Source organism: Microcoleus sp. B4-C2, assembly GCF_036705265.1.
Taxonomy (GTDB): Bacteria; Cyanobacteriota; Cyanobacteriia; order Cyanobacteriales; family Microcoleaceae; genus Microcoleus.
In genome coordinates, this window is the sequence record NZ_JAUBUB010000014.1 from 16,257 (window position 1) to 37,317 (window position 21,061).

18 protein-coding genes are annotated in these 21,061 nt (G+C 46.3%); 7 read left to right on the plus strand and 11 right to left on the minus strand.

All coding sequences use genetic code 11. The features are described from left to right. Positions 1-266: 266 nt before the first annotated feature. The 3 genes from QUB20_RS07250 to QUB20_RS07260 all read right to left on the minus strand — a co-directional run bounded on the left by QUB20_RS07250 (position 267) and on the right by QUB20_RS07260 (position 5,636). Positions 267-2,780 carry an MASE1 domain-containing protein gene (locus QUB20_RS07250; protein WP_333249793.1) on the minus strand — a complete coding sequence of 838 codons (2,514 nt, stop codon included), beginning with the start codon at positions 2,778-2,780 and terminating at the stop codon, positions 267-269. 569 nt (positions 2,781-3,349) lie between these two features. Continuing rightward, a complete protein-coding gene (locus QUB20_RS07255) occupies positions 3,350-4,693 on the minus strand; it encodes an ABC transporter substrate-binding protein (RefSeq protein ID WP_445299381.1) in 1,344 nt (447 codons plus the stop codon). 340 nt (positions 4,694-5,033) lie between these two features. Next, entirely contained in the window at positions 5,034-5,636 is a 603-nt protein-coding gene (locus tag QUB20_RS07260) for a hypothetical protein (RefSeq protein WP_333249803.1), read from the minus strand. Positions 5,637-5,687: 51 nt separating this feature from the next. On the opposite strand from QUB20_RS07260, the gene QUB20_RS07265 reads away from it, so the two are divergent. Then, the gene (locus QUB20_RS07265; protein ID WP_333236305.1) at positions 5,688-5,861 is read left to right on the plus strand and encodes a hypothetical protein; all 174 of its coding nucleotides are present in this window, start codon (positions 5,688-5,690) and stop codon (positions 5,859-5,861) included. Between the two features lie 104 nt (positions 5,862-5,965). Here QUB20_RS07265 and QUB20_RS07270 read toward each other — a convergent pair whose 3' ends face one another. Further along, complete coding sequence (locus tag QUB20_RS07270; protein WP_333249796.1) at positions 5,966-6,100, minus strand: hypothetical protein; 135 nt, start codon at positions 6,098-6,100, stop codon at positions 5,966-5,968. Between the two features lie 61 nt (positions 6,101-6,161). Between QUB20_RS07270 and QUB20_RS07275 the strand changes: the two genes are divergently transcribed. Beyond that, positions 6,162-6,362, plus strand: a complete 201-nt coding sequence (locus QUB20_RS07275) for a hypothetical protein (protein WP_333249797.1) — start codon at positions 6,162-6,164, stop codon at positions 6,360-6,362. Positions 6,363-6,529: 167 nt separating this feature from the next. Beyond that, positions 6,530-7,543 (plus strand): methionyl-tRNA formyltransferase, encoded by a 1,014-nt coding sequence (gene fmt, locus QUB20_RS07280; RefSeq protein WP_333249799.1) that lies wholly within the window; start codon positions 6,530-6,532, stop codon positions 7,541-7,543. A 253-nt stretch (positions 7,544-7,796) separates the two neighbouring features. On the opposite strand, the gene QUB20_RS07285 is transcribed toward fmt, so the two are convergent. The 4 genes from QUB20_RS07285 to QUB20_RS07300 form a co-directional block, all read right to left on the minus strand. Beyond that, the gene (locus tag QUB20_RS07285; protein ID WP_333250029.1) at positions 7,797-9,038 is read right to left on the minus strand and encodes an exonuclease SbcCD subunit D; all 1,242 of its coding nucleotides are present in this window, start codon (positions 9,036-9,038) and stop codon (positions 7,797-7,799) included. Positions 9,039-9,230: 192 nt separating this feature from the next. Further along, positions 9,231-9,806 (minus strand): Uma2 family endonuclease, encoded by a 576-nt coding sequence (locus tag QUB20_RS07290; protein WP_333250031.1) that lies wholly within the window; start codon positions 9,804-9,806, stop codon positions 9,231-9,233. 89 nt (positions 9,807-9,895) lie between these two features. Next, on the minus strand, positions 9,896-11,173 hold the full coding sequence (locus tag QUB20_RS07295; RefSeq protein WP_333250033.1) for an ATP-dependent DNA ligase: 1,278 nt from the start codon (positions 11,171-11,173) through the stop codon (positions 9,896-9,898). A 308-nt stretch (positions 11,174-11,481) separates the two neighbouring features. Continuing rightward, entirely contained in the window at positions 11,482-12,537 is a 1,056-nt protein-coding gene (locus QUB20_RS07300) for an acyltransferase (RefSeq protein ID WP_333250035.1), read from the minus strand. Between the two features lie 207 nt (positions 12,538-12,744). Here QUB20_RS07300 and QUB20_RS07305 point away from each other — a divergent pair, with 207 nt between their 5' ends. Together QUB20_RS07305 and QUB20_RS07310 are read left to right on the plus strand one after the other, a co-directional pair. After that, positions 12,745-13,050, plus strand: coding sequence for a glutaredoxin family protein (locus QUB20_RS07305; RefSeq protein WP_333250051.1), 306 nt, complete (start codon positions 12,745-12,747; stop codon positions 13,048-13,050). Between the two features lie 199 nt (positions 13,051-13,249). Next, complete coding sequence (locus QUB20_RS07310) at positions 13,250-14,809, plus strand: UDP-N-acetylmuramoyl-L-alanyl-D-glutamate--2,6-diaminopimelate ligase (protein ID WP_333250038.1); 1,560 nt, start codon at positions 13,250-13,252, stop codon at positions 14,807-14,809. A gap of 258 nt (positions 14,810-15,067) precedes the next feature. Here QUB20_RS07310 and QUB20_RS07315 read toward each other — a convergent pair whose 3' ends face one another. After that, on the minus strand, positions 15,068-16,684 hold the full coding sequence (locus QUB20_RS07315) for a HAMP domain-containing sensor histidine kinase (RefSeq protein ID WP_333250039.1): 1,617 nt from the start codon (positions 16,682-16,684) through the stop codon (positions 15,068-15,070). A 482-nt stretch (positions 16,685-17,166) separates the two neighbouring features. On the opposite strand from QUB20_RS07315, the gene QUB20_RS07320 reads away from it, so the two are divergent. Beyond that, on the plus strand, positions 17,167-18,357 hold the full coding sequence (locus tag QUB20_RS07320; protein WP_333250041.1) for a transposase: 1,191 nt from the start codon (positions 17,167-17,169) through the stop codon (positions 18,355-18,357). An 89-nt stretch (positions 18,358-18,446) separates the two neighbouring features. Next, positions 18,447-19,853 carry a TldD/PmbA family protein gene (locus QUB20_RS07325; RefSeq protein ID WP_333250043.1) on the plus strand — a complete coding sequence of 469 codons (1,407 nt, stop codon included), beginning with the start codon at positions 18,447-18,449 and terminating at the stop codon, positions 19,851-19,853. A 51-nt stretch (positions 19,854-19,904) separates the two neighbouring features. Here QUB20_RS07325 and QUB20_RS07330 read toward each other — a convergent pair whose 3' ends face one another. Then, on the minus strand, positions 19,905-20,066 hold the full coding sequence (locus QUB20_RS07330) for a hypothetical protein (RefSeq protein WP_333291274.1): 162 nt from the start codon (positions 20,064-20,066) through the stop codon (positions 19,905-19,907). A gap of 96 nt (positions 20,067-20,162) precedes the next feature. Then, positions 20,163-20,366, minus strand: a complete 204-nt coding sequence (gene patX, locus QUB20_RS07335; RefSeq protein WP_333208308.1) for a heterocyst-inhibiting protein PatX — start codon at positions 20,364-20,366, stop codon at positions 20,163-20,165. Positions 20,367-21,061: the final 695 nt, after the last annotated feature.

Sequence of the window (21,061 nt, forward strand, 5' to 3'; positions counted from 1 at the left end):
CAGTATATCTTTTTAATTAATAATATTATATATACGCAGCTATACAGTTAGTCGAAAGCTACGGGAGCAAGCAAATCTTAGGTTGGATCGAAAAGCCTATTGAGCATCTGTGTTCTCCAAAACTTTTTAAACGGCGCTAATTATATCCTAACTGCTTTAATGATTTGGCTATATGTTTAAAATCTCGATACCCGCTAGGGAAAGAATCAGCAAATTGCGGAGGCTAATAAAACCGGCCACGCTCGAAAAGAAATGTCAATAAATTATTATTTGTCAGACTTTTCGGTTGAGATTGAAAGGTCGGTGAAAATAGCTGGCAGCCGAATAGTAAAGGTAGAACCTTTGTCCACCTCGCTGAATGCGGTAATGTCTCCGCCCATCATTTCGCAGAATTTCTTAGTAATCGTCAGCCCCAAACCAGTGCCGCCGTACTTTTTAGTAGTTGAGGAATCTGCTTGGGTGAAAGGCTCAAAGATTCTGGCTAACTGTTCGGGACTCATGCCAATGCCGGTATCTTTGACCGTAAAAATGATCCAATCTTGAGCGGAAGATAATAGAGACAAGCTATTTTCATTTTGGCCACCTCCTCTATACGCTCCAAGTTTTTTGCCTTTCTTTGCAGAGTCGGCAGGGGGTTCGACGGATCGGGTAACGGCGAAGGTAATCGCGCCGGAGCAAGTAAATTTCGCGGCATTGCTGAGGATGTTGAGCAGAGACTGCCGGAGTTTAGTCAAGTCGGTCTGCATTGAGCCAATATCATCGGGGCATTGTATTTCTACAATATTGCTATTTTTGTCTGCCATCGGCGCGATCGTGGCAACTACTTCCTCAACCAGAGTTGAAATGGTGAAGGTTTCGAGGTCGAAGTCGATGCGGCCTGCTTCAATTTTGGTCAAGTCGAGAATATCTTTAATCAGCGCGAGTAGGTGCTGGCCGGCCGTGTTAATTCTCTGGAGGTCGTCGATGAACTCTTCGGCACCGAGGTCTCGGGCGTCTTCTTGCAGGATCTCGCTGTAGCCGATGATGGCGTTGAGGGGGGTTCTGAGTTCGTGACTCATGTTGGCGAGAAAAATGCTTTTGGATCTATTTGCAGCTTCGGCGGCTAATGCGGCGCGGCGGAATTCTTCGGAACGCAAGCGTTCGGTGATGTCGGTGGTCATGATTAAAACGCACTGAGTGCTGCCGAGGTGGATGAGTTCCACTGACAGCAGCCAGTCGCGCACTTCGCCGGCTTTGGTGCGAATTTTGATTTCTTGGTTGCTGATCGAATTTTGTGATTGCAAAATCTGGGCGAGCCGCCCCCCGTCTTCTGAATTGACAAATATTCCTAAGTCGCTGGGAGTGCGGCCGAGAAATTCGTGCCGCAGCCAGCCTAATGAGCGCAAAAAGCTTTCGTTGGCATCGAGGAAGCATCCGTCTGTGAGGGTGCAGATGCTGATCCCGACTGGGGAGGCGTGAAAGGCTTTGGAAAATCTTTCTTCTGAAGAACGCAGGGCGGCTTCGGCTTGCTTTCTGTCTGTAATGTCTTGGACGGTGCTGGTGATGTAGAGGGAGGTGACGGCGGCTTGTTCGTAGACGGTGCGGTTGCTACCGTCGGGAAGTATGAGCCTGTAGTCGATGCTGTAAGGCTGTTGCTGAAATAAAGCGGCTTCGATCGAGGTTCTGACTAATTCTCTGTCTTCCGGGTGCACGTATTCCAAGAAGGCTTCCAGGCTGGGTTCAAAAGTTCCGGGTTCCTGTCCCAGGATGCGGTAAATTTCCTCTGACCATCGCAATTGCTGGGCGTTGCGGTCTAAGTCCCAGTTGCCTAGCTGGGCGATGCGTTGGGCGTTAGCGAGGCTGGCTTCGCTGGCGCGCAGGGAGACTTCTGCTTGGTGGCGTTCGGCGACGGTGGCAGCTAAGACTAAGCCGGTGACGGCGATGACGGCGATGAAGGCTTGCAGGGATAACAGTGCTTGGGGGATACTGCTGGCGTGTTTGAGGAAGGGGCCGCTGCCTCGGGCGATACCCCAGATGGCGAAGCCGCAGAGGATGAAGTTGGAGAGGGCGGTGTAGCGCTGACCGAATCGAAAGGCAGCCCAAACTACTAGGGGAAATGGTAGGTATTCGAGGGGATAGCGGGCGTAGGCGGCGCGGGTGCGGGAGCAAAAGACGAGCCAGCCGACTGCTAGTAGCAGCAGCAGCCAAATCGCTCGTTCAGCTATCTGTTTGCGATGGGTGGGGACTTTGGGCAATTGTTGCCACGTCAGTAGCAGCGGGGCGACGAGCACAATTCCCATGGCGTCTCCGACCCACCAAGTCCCCCAAATCGTGCCAAAATCGCTCCAGCTAGATATACCACTCAGGCATACGAGGATGCTGCCGATGGTGGAGCTGATCAGGGTAGATCCCAAGGCTGCTAGTCCGACTATTCCTAAAACGTCTTTGAGCCGATCGAGCCCGGCGCTAAAGTTAAGGCCTTGGAGTAGATAAGTTCCCGTCCACGCTTGCAGGCTTCTGGCGCCTGCCGATATCAATGCCGTGGCGATGTTTGCCGACGGTACGTTCATGCTGAACAGGAAGCCTCCGATCGCGATTCCCGGCCACAGTTGCCGCCCAAACAGCAGCAGGGCGACTTGGGCAATTCCTGCTGCTGGCCACATCGGGTAAATTTCTGAACTGAGGGTGAGGGTGGAAATGGCGAATTGCGACGCCCAATAGTAGACCAGGGCGATCGTGCCTACTGCGAGGAAGTACCGCCAGGAATGTCCTTTGATTGCATTAAGGAACTTTGTCTGCATGGTCGTTTGGGGAAAAGGTGGACTGTTGTTGGGGTCTCAGTATGTGGCACGGGACAGGCAGAGGGTAGAGAAAATGTTTCTATTAGGTGATGGTAGGTCATGGGTGGTAGGTACTGGGAGAAGCTTTTGAGCTAACTTTTTGTGGTGCCGTTGAGGGAGCGGTTTTTTTGTTGGATCAAATCTGCCCATGAATTTCGGGAGTATCGCTTTTTTGTAAATATATCTCTAATGGCTAAGCAATTGGTTTGTAAATTTTGGTTTTTGTTAAAAATTTATTACCGAGCGACAGCGGGTGTCTTTTTGTGTCGGGCGATCGTAACTCAATGCACCCTAACATCTTGCACCATGCTCAATAATACCTAAAATACCTAAAATACCTAAAATACCAATAACAGAGACGTAAAATCTCTGCTTTTCGGTAAGTTTGGGTCAATAAACACGGTTTCTGATTAGAACTGCAGGCGGTAGTGATTTTCACTAGATTTTTAACCAATCAATCGAGGCTTCAAGTCTTTCGCTTGGATACAGTGAAAGCGGATAATTTACAGAAAAACAATATTTTTTCTGGTCTATTTCTCTTTGGCTGTTGCAATATCTAAGGTTAGTGTCAAACGCTCTTGAGATTCTTTAAGGGCGTCTTGGGAGTTGCGGCCGAGAAGGGTTGCCTCTATGGCGCGACCGAGGTTTTCTGATAGGCGGGAGTAACCTGATATAATTGGTCGCGCTCTGGCTGAGTTCATTTGTTCTAAAAATACTTGCAAAACAGGGTTTTTTTCCACAAAGCTTTGATAAGCTTGGCTCTGTCTCGATTTTAAGTTAATGGGTAAATAACCTGTTCCCAATGCCCATGCTGTTTGGAATTCTTCACCTATAACGTATTCTAAGAATACTAGGGCTGCTCGCTCTCGTTCTGGCGAGGTTTTCATTAAAAATAGGTTTTCACCCCCTACGACGGCTGCGGGGCGTTTGAGGATGGGTAAAGGCATTGCTGCGTAGTCGATCGCGCTTTGCTGCAACTGTGCTAGCGTCCACGGCCCGGTGATTTGCATGGCGACTTTCCCGGCGATGAAGTTGTCGAGTTCGTAACCGCGTTCGGGTGCTGACAATATTGCTGAACCTTCTTTTAACAAGTCGCTCCACAATTCTAAGGCGGCGTGAGAACCGGGATTATCTATTTGGGGTATAGGACTTTGAGGTATTTCGCCTTTGAGTTCGCCCCCTGCGCTGAACATGAATGGCAGCCAGGTAAATACTGTCCATTCTCCTTTGCCTAGGGGGAGCACTATGCCGTGTTGGTCTGTGCGGCCGTCTCCGTTGGTATCTCGCGTGAGCGATCGGGCTGTTTGCTTTAATTGCGCCCAATTCTGGGGCACTTTTTTGATTCCTGCTGCTGCAAATAAGCTGGGACGGTAAAATATGGCGACGTTGTTTGTGCCTAGGGGAACTGACCAAATGTGTCCGCCGAGTTCCATTGACTCGAAGAGTGCCGGGTAGATTTCGGCTTTCCGGGGCGATTTGTCGAGCCAGTTTTCTAACGGCACAATTGCGTTTAGTTCTGCTAGTTTTCCGGCACTTGTAGGACTATTCCACAGCAAATCCGGCGGTGCATTTCCAACTATTGCTGTTAGGATTTTTGGGAGTTGTTGGTCGGGCTGACCGATGTAAATTGGTTTGATCTGGATGTTGGGATGTGTTTTGTTGAATTTGTCTGTGAGGGCTTGAAATACGTCGCGATTTGGGGGGGGATTGATGCCGTGCCACAGTGTGAGTTCGATCGGTTCGCCGTTTTTTGAGGCGGGGGTTCTGCTGTTTTGACAGCCGCTTAATATTAGCAAACTTAAAGTTAGGAAAATGCAGGCTGCACGTTTGGTTGGCAGTCGATAGCGGTTGTCATTTGAGTAGTTACACGGCAGTCCCAAGGCGTGAAAAATTAAGACCAAAACCGATAATAAATCTCGCTTCTCGTCGAGTCTATATCCCCCTAAATCCCCTTTAATAAGACCCACTTTGAGAATATTTCTTGTCCCCCCCTTAGTAGGGGCGGTGCCCCCGTGCCCGCCCTTGGTTAGGGGGGATCTAGACTTTGATACAAACAATAGAGACGAGCGGTTTAACGTTAAGTTGTCACCTCTTGGCAGTGCCTTGTCCCTACTGTATTTCAGAGAATTCAAAAATGCTGCGATCGCATTGTGTAGCTGTCGGTAAATTGCTGTAGCGAATTGAGATAAAATCATTTTCAATAAAAGCGGATAATTACAGAGTAAAACGAGCTAAATCTAGAAAATCTGCTGGTAGCTGATTTCTCTCTCCATCCGAGGTGTTTTGAAACAAAACGGTAAAAGCTCCTGCTCCTAGTCTATCTTGCGGCCACATCCGATAGCAAGGAATTTCTGTCAGGTGCGATCGATATTTTTCTAAATGAGGAACAGTGACTGGCCCCAATTCGGGGAATTTGCTTAACAGCCCTTCGCTGACTTGTTCATTTTCTGCTGTTGAATAAGTGCAGTTCATGTATGCAAGATAACTTTGGGGCGCTACAATTTTAGCAGAATTGGCTAAAATTATTTTTTGGCGATTGGCATTGCTGTTGATGGTGACATGATGAAAGCAGCCTGGTGCTTTGTCTCCTTTTGCTAAGAGTGATTGACGAGTACAAGGAGCATCTACTATTACTAAATTAGCCGTTTGTGGCATCTTTTCGGCAAGTATTTTTGAATCGACGTTGGCGGCGGCTGATGGTTGAATTTGGCAGCGTTTAAAATTAGGCTCGCGAATTAAATAACTTACAATTTTAATTGTTATTGTGGGATGGGCGGGACGCCCGTCCTTTTTGGATGGGCGTCCCGCCCATCCCACTTTCAAGAGTGGAAGTTATTTAATTCTCATTCCTTAGAGATAAGCATTCCCATGCGTTTACCTATGGCTTCGTTGCACAACAGCAGTTCTGGGTTCAATGTTTTCCAAGCAAATATACTTTTTGCTCCGGGGGCGGCGCACATATCTAAGATTAGTTTGATTGGCTGGGGTATTGTTAACAATGTGGAGGCGGCGAAAATTGAGGAAAAGTCGAGACAGTTGTAATGTCCTGCTTGATGTAAGGAATGTTTTCCCGGCTGGTATTCTAAGGCTAGTCTATCTACAAATTGGGGTTGCCAAGAAACTGGAATTTCGAGATTAAATGGGTTTTATGTTGGTTGTGGTTGCAGCCACAAAATAGCAGAATTAAAAGCTTGGGGATTAGTGACGGCATGAATAAAGTTTTCTTGTTCGGCGGTGTCGGCAAATAAGCTGCGGCTGAGTTTTAGCAGAAAATTCGACAATTATTTTCCTGTTCTAGTAGATATGCTAAAATTGAAATTAGCAGTAAAAAATGTACATCATATGAAAATTTTTACTAAAACAGTTATAGTTAACTTGGGAAGCATAGATGCAAATGTTATTGCGTCTATAAAACTCATTGGTTTTGAGCGATCGAGTTGGGCTGCACCTGAGTATCAATCGAGATTTTTTTTGCCGATCGCACAACTCGGAACAATTCTCGAAGTGTATAATCTAGAAGCAAACTATTATTGTTTTAGCTGACCAATAAATATTACACGAGCCCGGTGAGTGAAAATACTCATAAACTCGCTTGTATCATAGCTGCTACGCGCTGAATAGTCTGTATAATATACTATGGTTTTTTGCCATTACCTAATTGACGACTAATGAGTAATGACTGAGGACTACTTACTAATAACGAAGAATCTATGAAAATTGTCTTTTTTGGCACTCCCGACTTTGCTGTTCCTACTTTATCCAGTTTGCTGAGTCATCCAGAATTTGAGGTGGTGGGTGTGGTGACTCAGCCGGACAAACGTCGGGGAAGAGGCAATCAATTGATGCCTTCACCTGTAAAAGATGTGGCTTTAAATCACAGTCTCCCGGTTTGGCAGCCGCGCCGAATTAAGAAGGATGCGGAAACGCTTGCTAAGTTGCGGGAAGCAGAGGCGGATGTGTTTGTGGTGGTGGCTTACGGTCAAATTATTTCTCAAGAAATTCTGGATATTCCTAGTTTGGCTTGTGTTAACGTTCACGGTTCAATTTTGCCGAAGTATCGCGGTGCGGCACCGATTCAGCGCTGTCTTTTTGACGGGGAAAAGACAACAGGAATTACTACTATGCTGATGGATGCTGGGATGGATACTGGGGCGATGCTGTTGAAGGCTTTTGCTGGTATTTCACTGTTGGATAATGCTGATTCTTTGGCGGATAGATTGGCGGAAGTTGGGGCGGATTTGTTGATAGAAACTTTGGTAAAATTGAGAGACGAGAAGGTTAAAGCTGTTGTTCAAGATGATGCTGAGGCGACTTATGCGCCGATGATTAAGAGTGCCGATTATGTGCTGGATTGGTCGAAAAGTGCGATCGCCCTTCACAATCAAGTTAGGGGCTTTTTCCCGGATTGCACAACCAGTTTTCGCGGCAATTCTCTGAAGGTGATTGCTACTGTGCCCGTCGGGCCGGAATATTGGCTGCAAATGCCAGCGGATTTGAGAGTTTTGGAACGCGAATGGCCTGTTTTAGCCCAGTTGTCGGGCGCAAATGGGGAAGTTGTTAAGGTTGTGAAGGGGTTGGGGGCGATCGTCCAAACCGGTGATGGTTTATTATTGTTGCGGGAGGTGCAGTTGGCGGGGAAAAAGGTGCAGTCTGGGGTGGATTTTGCCAACGGAACTCGGTTGGTTGTAGGGGAAGTTTTTGGGATGGTTGAAGTTAAGGAATGAGAATTAAATAACTTCCACAAGTTTGTGGGATGGGCGTCCCGCCCGTCTTTTTTGGACGGGCGGGACGCCCATCCCACAATAACAATTAAAATTGTAAGTTCTTTAATTCGCGATCCTAAGTAAATGAGTGGTAGGGAGAAACCGGGTTTCTGCGAATCATTTGGGTTGAGTACGAAAAATATAGGAAGAAACCCGGTTTCTGAGATTGTGTGGTAGGGAAAATTTACATACCCTATCTTACCTAAAATTCTACCTAAAATTCGACCAAAACTTCCTCCGCCCCGCCCAACAAACCCTGTGCCGCCTCTAACATACTCTCCGCAACATCTTTCAAATCTTCGCGACTTGCCAGATAAGTTTTCAAAGCTTCTAAGGGTTCTATACTATTATTAGCATTCAATTCTGGTAAACGCGGCCTCGCTAACTGACTGACTAATTCCGGCTGGATTGTATAGCTGTGCGCTTCCCCCAAAAGTGTGTGCAATTCAGCGTTGTCGATTAAATCTAATTGTTCCGATCGCAATTGGTAAATTAATCTCACAACCGCGTCTTGTATCTCTTTCTTGCCAATAGCTTTAACTAACTCGGCTTGCGGATTTTCCGATTCGGAAACATTCACTTTAATCGTCTGAAACACCCGCACGGGCAAAGCGCAAAATTCCCACTCTGCTTTCCCCCGTTCCAAATTAACTAACACAAAACCTTTATCTTCTTTCTCTTCGCTAAAGTCAACTCGTTCGATACTTCCGGGATAAATTACGGGCGGATTGTTGGAAGCATTGAGATTTTGGTGTTTGTGTACGTGGCCGAGAGCAACATAATCAAAACAAGGGCGAGTTAGCATGGAAACGGGTATGTTAAAACCTTTGCCAACTGCTAAAAAACGTTCGGCGCCCAGACTTGCTTTATCTGCCATTAAGTGCGCTAAAAGTACGGTTGGTATGTCGGGGTTGAGGCGGCGGATTTCGCCTTCCATTGCGATCGTCAGTTTTTCGGTTAATAATTGGTTAACATCGCCCATAGACAGGCTTTCAGTCTCGGAACGTGTCATTAAGGTCGATCGAGTCAACCAAGGCAATGTTACCACCTGTACGGGCCCGCTGCGGGTTTGAATCAGGTGAGTGTCCAGGCGATCGCCTACAATAAACTTAGGTATTCCCAAAGTCCGATATATCCCCAAACTCGCGCCGCCTTGTCCCTGAGAATGTTGGTCGTGATTTCCTACTAACAAAACCGTCGGAATTTGCGCCTCCACCAAGCGGCTGAATTGGCGAGCAAAAGCCTCTTTTACAAACGGTGGAGGCGTCGAATCCGGGAAAGCATCGCCGCCGAATATGACTAAATCTACGGGTTCAGAAATTGCTCTATCCATACATTTACTCAGCGTCGCCGCGAAGTCTTCCAGCCGCGTATTTAAACCAGTTTCGGGATTAATCCGGCCGTGGGAAAAGCCGCTGCCCATGTGAATGTCTGAAAGGTGTAAGATTTTAATCATTGTTTTTTTCTTGGTAATTTATCATTTCGGTTAGTAGTAACAAGTTCAGTATTGAGCGGTTTGTAATTAGGACTTTCGTCCTGATTTAGCTTGTGAATAAAAACTAAACTATTTACTACTACGAACTTGGTTTAAGATTCTTGGCCACCTAGAGACGAGACAAATTTACTACTAAAAATCTGGTTTCATACATCACAGTACCATGCCGGGTACTTTTTGATAAACTTGTGCGATCGGGCAGCGAAAATCTATACTCGTTAACTCTAACTCCTCTCCTTGTCGGTAAGTCTGAGAAACCCAATTTCCCTCAGCGTTGACGCGAAAACACTCAATTTTGATTTCTGATTGAGTTATGAGTACGTATTCTTGCAAACTCGGAGAAGTTTGGTAATCTGCAAATTTATCGCCTCTGTCAAAAGCTGCCGTTGAGGGCGACAATACCTCAACTACTAAAGATGGATATAAAATGAAATCTTCAGTAGTTGAGGTATCCCTTTCGTCGCAAGTCACCGCTACATCAGGATAGTAATAGCAATTTGCCTCTTCCAGTCTGACTTTTATATCTGATGGTAAAACGATGCAGTCGGTGTCATCAAGATGATTTCCCAGCCGCCTTACTAAGTTACTAGCAATAATGATATGGGGCTTTTTTGCCCCTGTCATTGCATAAACGTGTCCGCGTCTGTACTCATGTTTGATCGGGCTTACTCGCTCGCCTTCTAGGTACTCTTCTGGAGAAATGTAGAAATTATTTTTGCTGATAACCATTGATTTTTACTCCGATGATTTTATCTGATACTATGTGTTTGAACTCACATATTCGGGGAAGGAAACGGCAGTGCCGTTTCCCTACAAATTTAACAAAACTCCAGAAATCGTGCGTGCCACAGTTTGCCACTTTCCGTCAAACCCTGCGATCGCACTTTAATTTTGACACTTTTGGGGTTAGCCTCGTAGAGTCGGGCAATTTCCTGCATTTCCTCCCCGCTAAACCCGGTTCCCACGGTTCCTACTGGGACTAATTTGCCATCAATTTCTTGCGCTACTTTGACGGCACTAAACGGCCGCCCCGCAACTTTGGTCGCCGTCAAACCCACAATAAATAAATCGTGTTCTTGACAGTATTTAGTCCTCACCATCGGATATTTCTTAACATCTTTGCCGCCGACATACTGGCAGTTGTGCAACACCCAAACTTCGCCTTCTCTATTTTCAGATTCCTGCTGATTTGCCAGGACGAGTTTTTCGGCGGTGGTGCGAAATGTCGGTACAACTTCAAAGGCTGGGGATATATTTGCCAGAATTTCGCCAACTTCAACTCCCGCTGCAATTCGTTCGGATTCTGCCACGGGAGTTAAATCATTTCCTTTGAAAAACAAACTTTTAAAAATGCCATAAATTGCGTTGGGCTGGATTGTGGGAAAACCGCTTTCAATATTAACTGTAGCAGCTTGCGCGCCGGTGCGGTGTTCGCTGCCGGTACAGCTTTTGTAATACAGTTCGCCGTCTAAAATAAAGGTGCCAATTTTAGCGGCTGTGTCGATTAATGTGCGATCGATCTCAATCGATGCTTGTTGCCGCAGGTTAGTCGATCGCGATTGGTAGTATGCTTTATCTGGCGTCGCGATGACCACTACTCGATTGCCGTCGCGCTTTGGCTGTCCCCAATAATCGGGATTTTCGATGTAATAAGAACGTTCACTCGGCGCGTCAACTGGCTGCATTGTCACAATCCTTCCCGGCTGCAAATGCGGCGGCAATTCGGGAACTACGGGGTTATTAACAGTCTCTATTTTTGGGGCGGAAGTTGATTTGGCAGCAGGAGCAAGATTGGTGGTAGATTTGTTTGGAGTATTGAGGGCGATCGGCTTTTCTCCTGTTTCCAATTCAAACGCTCTTTTCCAAAAGCCGATCGCCATTTCGGGGTATCCTTCCGACTCCGCGCACAGTGCAAAACCAATAACTTTTGCCGTACCAATTCCGCGCCCGTAATCAGCTAAATACTGCACTGCTCCCGCTTCTCCCATCAAGTGCAATTCTCGCTGAACAATGCGATTGTTCCAGCGTTCTCGAATGTCGGCGCTAATTTTTTTTGCTGCTTTTCGCTTGGCTTCTGCGTATTCGGTGCAGTCCATACTGCCTCCTTTATGTAGGGCTATTTCTATACTATACTAAAGCTTGATTTATTAGTCAATCCTAATTGGAAAATTAGTTGGTGTGAATAAATTTAACTTTTTCATTGGTGAACTAGATTTATTTTTTTACCGCAGAGGCGCAGAGGGCACAGAGGAAGAGCAGAAAGAGAGTAATCTAAACTCTCTAATCCCCAATCTAAAATTGATATTAGGTAGCCCCAAAAAATGCTACTGTAGGCAAGAGCGAAACGATGATAATCATCCCTCCCCAATCTAAAATCTAAAATCTAAAATCTAAAATTGTATGATTATCCCCTGGCACCTGTTATCAATTGGAAAAATTTAGGCGTGTACCTTTGTAAAAGACTACCCGCAGCCAGCGTTAGTAAAGTGGAAATTGTCAATATCAACAAATAGTGTATCATGACAGTTATCGAATTTGGCGTTTTTGACAATTTCTCAAAAACTTCCTTCAAAACTGTTACCGTCGGTTCGTGAGAAGCATAAACAAAAAATGCCAAACCCGAAAGATTTAAACACACCTTTTGCAGCTTCCCACCTACCAAATCGGCAGCGCACCAAATCGCCATCGTACCTACTACTCTGGTGCAGCATTCAAACAGGTGTTGGAAAGTTTCTATTTCGGATGTTTTCATTATTGCCAGCACAACAGCCATCGCTAAGTATATGCTTATGATCAAACTTTTTCGTCGATTGATCCAAGTTAAATCCAATTTTTGAACAGCAATCAGACATCCCAAATAAAAGAACAGTGGCCCCAACCACTGGATTTTAATAAAACCAAGTTGTAATTTCAGCAACCAAGGCGCGGCAAACAAAGCCAAACCTAGATAGGGTATCTTTCTAGCTACCAGTAAAAATACCGGAGATAGAATCACCATCGCGATTAAGTCCCGGACATACCAGAAATGAAATGCGATCGGATAACCGTTTCTGTACCCCGTCAAACAATCTATAAAATTGGCGAAGCTGTAGTCTTCAATGTATTTTTTGTAATGACCTTGAATAATAGAAGTTGTTGCCGGTATGTTCAAGACAATTAAGACCATTGCCAATAAAGCTAAGTTCCAAAATAAATAGGGAACCAGGAGAGTCCAAAACCGAGACTTGAGCTTTTCTTGGTAAGAATTTAGCGATAAGTTAAAAGTTTTGAAAAAAAGAAATCCTGAAATAACAAACAAAAAAGAAACGCAGGAACCACCCCAAGTGCTCGCAATAAAAGTCTGGAAAAAATTGTCAGCATATCCCACAGAATTTATAGACGAGTGAATAGTAACAATCCCAATAATTAGGGGGAGACGTAATAATTTAATTTTCCCAGAAATTTCAGGCGTAATTTGCATTTTTTACTGACCGAGTGTATGGATAGATCGACCTGTATTTACATTGAGATGGCAAATTACCGTAATCGGTTTGCCGTCAATGCTAAGATAACATCGATCGCGCATTGCGACCAATAAAGCCGTGAGTTGTGTCTTACTCGCGTTGAGTTAGCCCAATGGCGATCGCACGTTCGAGAATTTAAGATCGAGTTTAATCTTACTGTTATGATGCGATTGATTTTGTACAGCAAACCCGGATGCCACTTGTGCGAAGGGTTGCAAGAAAAACTCGAACAGATTGAAAGCCTGAAGTTTCAACTCGAAGTCCGAGATATTACCGAACGCGATGACTGGTTTCAAGCTTATCAGTACGAAGTTCCAGTTTTGTTTAAAGTGCAGCCCCAGCCAACAAATTCTGTTGGCGAGGCTGCATTCTCCCCTGAAGAAGTGTTACCCCGTCCTTCTCCCCGCTGTAGTGTCGCCCAATTGGAGCAAATGTTACAGAAATATTTGCAAATCGATCTGTCACAATAATACAATTTACCCAAAAACTCAGGTTTTAATCCTGACTTCGGGGTGCTCGGTGTGCAGCTTACTCTAGGGCGAGAGCTTTTACACCGCGCACCAAAAAAACTTAGGCTTTGCACCGCCCACAGCAAAAACCTGTAGAGAGTGGCTCAAACAATGTGTTCCGCCAGTCATATTCAAGACATCCAAGTGAGGAGTTTTTCAGATGAAATTGAGAGAATTATTAGCAGCAGTTCCCAGCATTTCCTTTGACGCCCAACATCCCGCCCTCGATGTCGAAGTCAAGGGTTTATCCACTAATTCCCACGCTTGTCAGGCGGGCGATTTGTTTTTGGGAATGCCGGGAACTCGGGTAGATGGCGGAGATTTTTGGCAAAGTGCGATCGAATCTGGTGCACTTGCCGCCATAATTTCCACCCAAGCAGCCGAGAAGACACCCCCCCAACCCCCCCTTGCTAAGGGGGGGCTAGAAGAGGTTCCTTCCCCCCTTAGCAAGGGGCTAGAAGAGGTTCCCTGCGTCATCGCAGCAGCGGATATGGCTCAAGTTTGCGGTCAAATAGCCACTGCTTTTTACGGCAATCCAGCTAGCAAATTAAAACTTGTCGGCGTTACCGGGACTAACGGCAAAACTACAACCACTCATTTAATCGAATTTTTGCTCAATGAAATGCAGTTGCCGACGGCAATTTTTGGTACGCTTTATACTCGCTGGCCGGGATTCCAACAAACTGCACTTTACACCACACCTTTTGCAGTTGACCTACAAAAGCAATTAGCAGAAGCTGTAGTCGCCGGATGCAAACACGGGGTAATGGAAGTCAGTTCCCACGCTTTAGCGCAACAGCGAGTTTTGGGGTGTAGTTTTGAAGTTGCTGTCTTTACAAATTTGACTCAAGATCATCTCGATTATCACCGGGATATGGAAGATTATTTTGAGGCTAAATCGCTTTTGTTTGGTTCGGATTACCTCGCAAATCGCGCTGTGATTAATATTGACGATACCTACGGGCAGCGGATAGTTGAAACCCTCAAATCTGACCTAGTTTGGAGTTACAGCACTAGCGACAAAACGGCAGATTTGTATGCTTCAGATTTGCAGTATCAGCCTAATGGAGTTACGGGAATGCTGCACACTCCCAAGGGTGAAACAGCTTTTTCTTTGCCTTTAGTCGGTCAGTTCAATTTATCAAATATGTTGGCTGCTGTTGGTGCTGTTTTAGAATTGGGTTTAGATTTGTCCGCAATTGTGGAGAAATTATCTCAGTTTTCGGGAGTTCCGGGACGGATGGAACGGGTGCAAATTAGTCCCGACCAAGATATTAGCGTTATTGTCGATTACGCGCACACTCCAGACAGTTTGGAGAACTTGTTGAAGGCGTCGCGGCCGTTTATTCCGAGTAAGATGATTTGCGTGTTTGGCTGCGGTGGCGATCGCGATCGCACTAAGCGGCCGATCATGGGTAAAATTGTGGCAGAATTAGCCGATTTAGCTGTTGTTACTTCCGACAATCCGCGCACGGAAAATCCCGATCGCATTTTGGAGGATGTTTTAGCAGGAATTCCCGCCGCAGTAAAGCCGATTGTGATGTGCGATCGAGCCGCTGCAATTCGCACTGCTATTATGGACGCTAAACCGGGAGATGGCGTGCTGATTGCAGGGAAAGGACACGAAGATTATCAGATTTTGGGCACCGAAAAAGTCCATTTTGACGATCGAGAACAAGCGCGAGATGCCTTGAAAGCCAGAATGAATTCGGTTAAATGAATTCGGTTAACAGTTAACAGTTAACTGTTAACTGTTAACTGTTAGCTGTTCGTGGGCTGTGAAATTTGTTGTATTTTTAAGTATTGATAGGACGATAGAATCTGATTGGCACTAGATTATATCTGATTAATCCTGAGACTAAACAACTCAAACTCATTGACTGTTGTATTTCTGCACTGGGAGAAGGAACGGAGTTTGTCATTGAGATTTTCATTGATTAAAACTAATGACTAATGACTAATGACTAATGACTAAGCACTATTGCAGCGGCAAAAATACCGTCATCACCTCGCCCTTTTGGGGTCGCTGGCGAATTACCAACTTCCCGCCAGCAGCCCGAAATAAATTCTTAGTCACGCTCAAATTTAAACTCAAACTTCCCGTCTCCGGCTGCACCATCAACAAAGGCCCGATCGATCGCAAAGGAGCATTCGCCGCTTCTGCAAAAGTCGATGCGACATTACCTTCAGGTAGGTGTTCCGATTCCAACTGCAACTTTAACTGATTGCCCGCCAATGTCACCTCCACCTGAATGCGACTCCCGGAAGGCAAAGTTCGAGTAAAATTCTCAATCAAATTAGTTAAAACCTGATCCAGCATCGTCGGATCGCTGACTACCGCCGGCAACTTTTTCGGCACAATAACTTCCAAAGTGTGGTTTCGCACAGTCGCCTGTTTTTGCCAGCGGGGAATGCTATTTTGTAGCACTTCACCGAGGGACATTGCTGTTAGCTGCACGCCAGAATTTTTAGCTTGCGACATTTCCAATTCCACGGCGCGGAAAATTAAACCGAAGCGATCGATCTGAGTGGTGCACTCAGCATCAATCATTTCCAAACGCTTGACCACCACCGGATCGAGTTTGGGACGTTTCAGCAGCAATCGAGTCAGCGTGCGAATAGTAGCCAAAGGAGTGCGGACTTCGTGGGCGATCGCCTGTAGCAATTCCACCTCTTTAGTAGCGAGAGGCATTGGAGATTTGCAGTTGATATCTGTAGCCGATAACTTGTGATGTCTATGGTTCAAACCATCATCACTTCTTTCATCCTTTATCCTGCCTGCTTCATCTTTCCCAATTGGCAAATTATGCAACAGCAAGCGGCTGAACTGCATCACTGTTTGATAATTGGGCTCCACAGGAAAAAACTGCTGGAACAGCGCGTCTAATTTAGTAGAATTATTAGTTAATTTGCTAACTGGTAAATTGAAGCTACCGTCAGAATTGGCAAGCAAACATTCGCTTTCAGTCACCCTGCGCCGCAAAACTTCCCAAGCTTTGGCGACTACTTGCGGATCGAAAGAAAATAGAAAAGCCGGAATTCCCGCAGAATTTTCACCCAAAACCATCACCAGGCTAAAACTAGCAGTTAAAACCAAACAAAACTGCTCGTTGGCTAAGGGATCGCCACTTGCCAAAGCCAAAGCCGGGGCCGTCGCAGGTACTGAGGTTTGCACATCGGCCGCCGGCATTAAAGCTAAAGTTTGTCTAGCCCGAAAAGACCACAAAGCTGCATCGTTGTCGGGAATACTGGTAAAAATCCAATTGGCAAAGCCGTTAGCCAAAGCGGGGTGAGTCAAAACCGAAGACGGGCCGGACAACACCAATCCCTGACAGGAATTGGAGATTGTCGATCGACCATTTGCTCGATCGGCATCTGTTTTTTGTCCTGCTTTTTGCCGATCGAGCATTTGATTCAAAGCTGCGATCGCCCCATACCATTCCTGTTCAGCTTTCAGCCGAGAAGCCCCACGGCTTGCAGGACACCGATGGCGGTTGTTTCCTCCCGCCAACTTAGCATCAAAGAGACTGAGGTCATTTTCTTGGCCTTCGGAGGCTAAAATTTCGCTTATTGTCGGTAAAAAGTAAGTATTCACAGTTATAAACCCACCTTCGGAGGCATGAAGGGTGAAGTATTTATGTATAGGAAAGTTCAGGAGTTAGGAGTCAGTCGATTTTAGATTTTAGATTTTAGATTTTAGATTTACCCCACAGATGCAATCTGGGAGATTGAACTTTGGTCTAAAATTTTTATCTTTCCACGACAGGAGTACGTGGCACGGTATCCGTTTTTGGGCTGGGTCAAGCACCAGCACGATCGAAAAATCCCGCATAATTTCTTGCGCCTTCCTCCTAACTCACAGGATATCCACATTTGTCAACTAAGGATATTGGCAGAACCGTACCAATAAGTCGCAATCTCCGCGCTTGCGGCGGTATTTTGTACGATCGCCCGCCCGGTGACCAGAGAAATGGGTACAAGCCTCCCCTTCTAGGGGGACTTTCAATGAAGATGTCTTCAGTGAGGAGTCTGAATAAACAAGCTGCTATTTATTCAGAGTCGCTGTAGAATGGTTATATGTTGAATCTAACCTACGAGTACAAGCTCATTCCCACCAACGCGCAACGCGAAACATTCGACCTGTGGCTGAACATCTGTCGCAAGGTCTATAACTTTGCGTTGCGGGAACGGAAGGATTGGATAAATTCTCGTAAATGTGATATCAACTCGTGCAGCATCAAACAGGAATACATCATCCCTGCCGATGCACCGCGTCCAACCTTTGCGGGCCAATGCAAAACACTGGCCCAAGCAAAGAAGTCAATCCCCGAATTGAAGCTCCCTCACACCCATGTCTTGCAGCAAGTGTTGCGCCAGTTAGAGGCGGCGTTTGTGGCAAGGTGGGATCGCGGGCACGGCTTTCCTAGATTCAAAAAGCGGATGCGCTCATTTGTGTTTCCTCAATTGAATCTAGAATCTGTTCAGCGCTTTAATGGCATCCATTGGGTCAACTTGCCCAAGATTGGAAGCGTCAAAATGCACCTATCGCGCCCAATCCCTGAAGGCTTTGAGGTCAAGCAAATTCGCGTTGTGAAACGGGCATCTGGCTACTGGGCCATGCTCACTTTACAATGTGATGTTGAAGTGCCTCAAGTCTCGGCATCAGGGCATGGATTGGGGATTGATTTAGGGCTAGAACATTTTTTGGCAACGTCTGATGGTGAATTGATTGATAGACCTCGATTCTTTGTGGGTGGACAACGCAAGCTGAAATCGCTGCAACGTCAACTGAAACGGAAGAAGAAAGGCTCTAGGAAATTTCGTCAGCTTCACCATCAAATTGCCAAACACCACGAGTACATCTCGAATTCTCGGAAAGACTTTCACTTTAAGACCGCTCATCATTTGTGCGACGGAGCCAAGACTGTCTTTGCCGAGGACTTGAATCTCAAAGCCATGTCAGCCGGGATGCTGTGTAAGCACACCCTAGATGCGGGGTTTGGGCAGTTTCTCAACATTTTGAGTCATATCTGCTTTAAGCGAGGTGTGTACTTCGCCAAGGTAGATGCTCATGGTACTAGCCAGACCTGCCCCAAGTGCCAAACCCATACAGGTAAAAAGGAACTGTCTCAAAGGGTGCATAAATGCCAAACGTGTGGCTATGAAACGAATCGAGATGTTGCAGCCGCCCAAGTGGTGTTGCAGCGTGGATATACAGCGGTGGGGCACATCGCAGTGAATTTTGGGGAGGGCAAGCTACATGAGTAGTCCCCATGAACCAAGAATCCCCTCGCCTTTAGGCAGGGGAGTTGTCAAAAAAGTGCAAAATGAAGTAAGTTAAACACCGTGCTTTCCTTATGCCCACCTCGATCGCCGACTCGAAAAATCTGCTGTCAGACTTAATGGCACGCTACCGCCACCAAGTCGATTATCTGGCAATTCGACTGGAAGAAGCCGAAGGCACCGACATCCTGCTGCGGGGCGAAAAAATTGAAACCCTCAGCGAAGGAGTCTCAATTGGCGGCCAAGTCAGAGCTTGCCACAAAGGCGGTTGGGGCTTTGCCAGTTTTAACAGACTTTCCACCCTCGCCGAAAGAATCGAAGAAGCCATCGCCGCGGCAAAACTGATCGGCGAAGAAGAAACGATCCTGGCGCCAGTTACACCAGTACAAGACATTTGCTTGCTGCCGCTGACAGGAACAGACCCCCGTCTGGTTCCCCTAATTGACAAAAAGCAATTGTGCGATCGTTACGCGGCCATCCTCCGCAGCATTGACCCGCGCATCGCCACAATCTCCGTGCGCTACGGCGACAGCACCCAGCGGATCATCCTCGCCACCTCCGAAGGCACCATGCTCGAACAAGGTTGGGCAGACATGGAAATGCGCTTTGCCGCCACAGCCCGCAGCGGGGAAACCGTACAAACCGGCCGCGAAACCACTGGTTCCCGCAAAGCTTACGAAGATTTAACCGATCTCGATGTTCAAGTTCGCAGCGCCGCCCAGCGAGCCGTAGATTCCCTAGCCTTACCCCCCGTCCAAGGCAACACCTACACCGTCGTCATCGACCCGATTTTGACCGGATTGTTTGTCCATGAAGCCTTCGGACACCTTTCCGAAGCCGACATGGCCTACGAAAATCCCGACATTTTGGAAATTATGACCCTCGGCCGCCAGTTCGGCCCAGAAAACTTGCAAATTTTCGACGGTGCATCGCCAGAGGGACACCGGGGCAGCTATTTCTACGACGACGAAGGCACTCCCGCGACTACTACTCAGTTAATTAAAGACGGCGCTTTAGTCGGGCGACTGCACTCGCGGGAAACAGCAGGCAAATTGGGAGAAACGCCTACTGGCAATGCTCGCTGTTTGAATTATCATTATCCGCCGATCGTCCGCATGACGAATACTTGGATCGAACGCGGTGACACGCCAGTTGCTGACTTATTTTCTGGGATCAAAGAAGGAGTTTATGCGCGCAATTGGCAAGGTGGCATGACTAACGGCGAAATGTTTACTTTCAGTGCCGGCGAAGCTTGGATGATCCGCGACGGAAAACTAGACAATCCGGTGCGGGATGTTACTCTTTCGGGTAATGTTTTCAGCACTTTAGCTGATATTGAGGCGATCGGCGACGATTTCTACTGGGATGAATCCGGCGGCTGCGGCAAGGCAGGACAAAGCGGTTTGCCCGTCGGCTGTGGGGGCCCGAGTTTGCGGATTCGCGATGTCGTTGTTGGTGGCGAAGCTGCGGAAGAAGATTAAATCTGCAAAAGTTAAAAAAAAAAGGTAAAGCGTAAGATTCCTACTCGCGCTTTACCTTTCTTTTTTTTTGAGTGCAACATTTCCCGCCCGTTGGTGGTGTCTGATATCTTGAGGACGCTTGGCCAAAAAACCGGAATAGCCAAAAATTATGCCTTGAGTCGTCAAATACTGCTGAAAAATCGGTTTTTTGCTACGCAGTACGTAAGTCCGCAATTAATGGCTCGAAATATTCAATTTTTCTCTTGTTCTCCCAATTTTATATTCTCCCATTCTCCCCCTAATTCCCTGCAATTATCGCTTTTTTCGGCTTTATCTCCCGCTTCCTCGTTGTGGCGGCTTATTATCTGGCTCCTTATCGTAAAAGGTCTGAGAGTCGGCTATGGCGGTTAAAATTTCGGGAGCAGAGTTGTCTTGAGCAAAAAAGGTCGATCGAGTTTCTAAGCTTTGAGCATTAACTGCGCCAGCACTCAGTAACAGGCTTGACATCAGGATGGAAGAGTAAACGCGCATCATAAATTTTGGTGGGTGTATTTTCCCTTCTTGATACGCAGTCTGTACTCTGCTATCAGGATAAAAAAAATAATTGTGGTGAAATCATCAATTAGTAAGTGACGGCACCTGCAATTTTTTTGAATTTTGGTTAAAAGCGGATTAAATCCCTCATCTAGCTCGCTTTTTCGCTGGTAATTTCTAGTTCTCTGCTAGTTGCGGGCAACCAGCAGAATTCAAGACCATGTTCAAAAAAAGAATGCTACTCTTCTATGCCCGTGTTCCCCACCCTGGTAGTTATAAATCCTTCCCAAATCTAAAATCTAAAATCTAAAATCTAAAATGGTATCGCCTCTGGAATCCTCTGGAAACAGTCTTCCAAGAAGGAAACAAAAACCGCCAATTGTAAAGTTTTACGACTTTTATGATTAACTTGATAATTTATTGAGTTGAAGCCGCAATCCGGGGATTAAAGACACAACAGGAGAGTACCCAAGCCCGCCATCAGCAGGTTACATATATAGCCTTTCGAGCTCTCATATGAGGTACTATCCGGCATAGGGCATAGGGCATAGGGCATACCTCACTTTTTTGAGAACCGCTATAAATATCTTGGTGAATGAGATTCCTTAAAGGGGGAAATGCCTAATTTTTCACATTAACTTCATAAATGATTGCTATTGTATTTTTAAATAAATTGTGAACCTTTTATTTTTTCT

Excerpts from the sequence above, each read along its gene's own strand:
- QUB20_RS07250 (WP_333249793.1), bottom strand. The coding sequence starts at position 2,780 with ATGCAGACAAAGTTCCTTAATGCAATCAAAGGACATTCCTGGCGGTAC.
- QUB20_RS07265 (WP_333236305.1), top strand. The coding sequence starts at position 5,688 with ATGCGTTTACCTATGGCTTCGTTGCACAACAGCAGTTCTGGGTTCAAT.
- QUB20_RS07275 (WP_333249797.1), top strand. The coding sequence starts at position 6,162 with ATGAAAATTTTTACTAAAACAGTTATAGTTAACTTGGGAAGCATAGAT.
- fmt (WP_333249799.1), top strand. The coding sequence starts at position 6,530 with ATGAAAATTGTCTTTTTTGGCACTCCCGACTTTGCTGTTCCTACTTTA.
- QUB20_RS07285 (WP_333250029.1), bottom strand. The coding sequence starts at position 9,038 with ATGATTAAAATCTTACACCTTTCAGACATTCACATGGGCAGCGGCTTT.
- QUB20_RS07290 (WP_333250031.1), bottom strand. The coding sequence starts at position 9,806 with ATGGTTATCAGCAAAAATAATTTCTACATTTCTCCAGAAGAGTACCTA.
- QUB20_RS07295 (WP_333250033.1), bottom strand. The coding sequence starts at position 11,173 with ATGGACTGCACCGAATACGCAGAAGCCAAGCGAAAAGCAGCAAAAAAA.
- QUB20_RS07300 (WP_333250035.1), bottom strand. The coding sequence starts at position 12,537 with ATGCAAATTACGCCTGAAATTTCTGGGAAAATTAAATTATTACGTCTC.
- QUB20_RS07305 (WP_333250051.1), top strand. The coding sequence starts at position 12,745 with ATGCGATTGATTTTGTACAGCAAACCCGGATGCCACTTGTGCGAAGGG.
- QUB20_RS07310 (WP_333250038.1), top strand. The coding sequence starts at position 13,250 with ATGAAATTGAGAGAATTATTAGCAGCAGTTCCCAGCATTTCCTTTGAC.
- QUB20_RS07320 (WP_333250041.1), top strand. The coding sequence starts at position 17,167 with ATGTTGAATCTAACCTACGAGTACAAGCTCATTCCCACCAACGCGCAA.
- QUB20_RS07325 (WP_333250043.1), top strand. The coding sequence starts at position 18,447 with ATGCCCACCTCGATCGCCGACTCGAAAAATCTGCTGTCAGACTTAATG.
- patX (WP_333208308.1), bottom strand. The coding sequence starts at position 20,366 with ATGATGCGCGTTTACTCTTCCATCCTGATGTCAAGCCTGTTACTGAGT.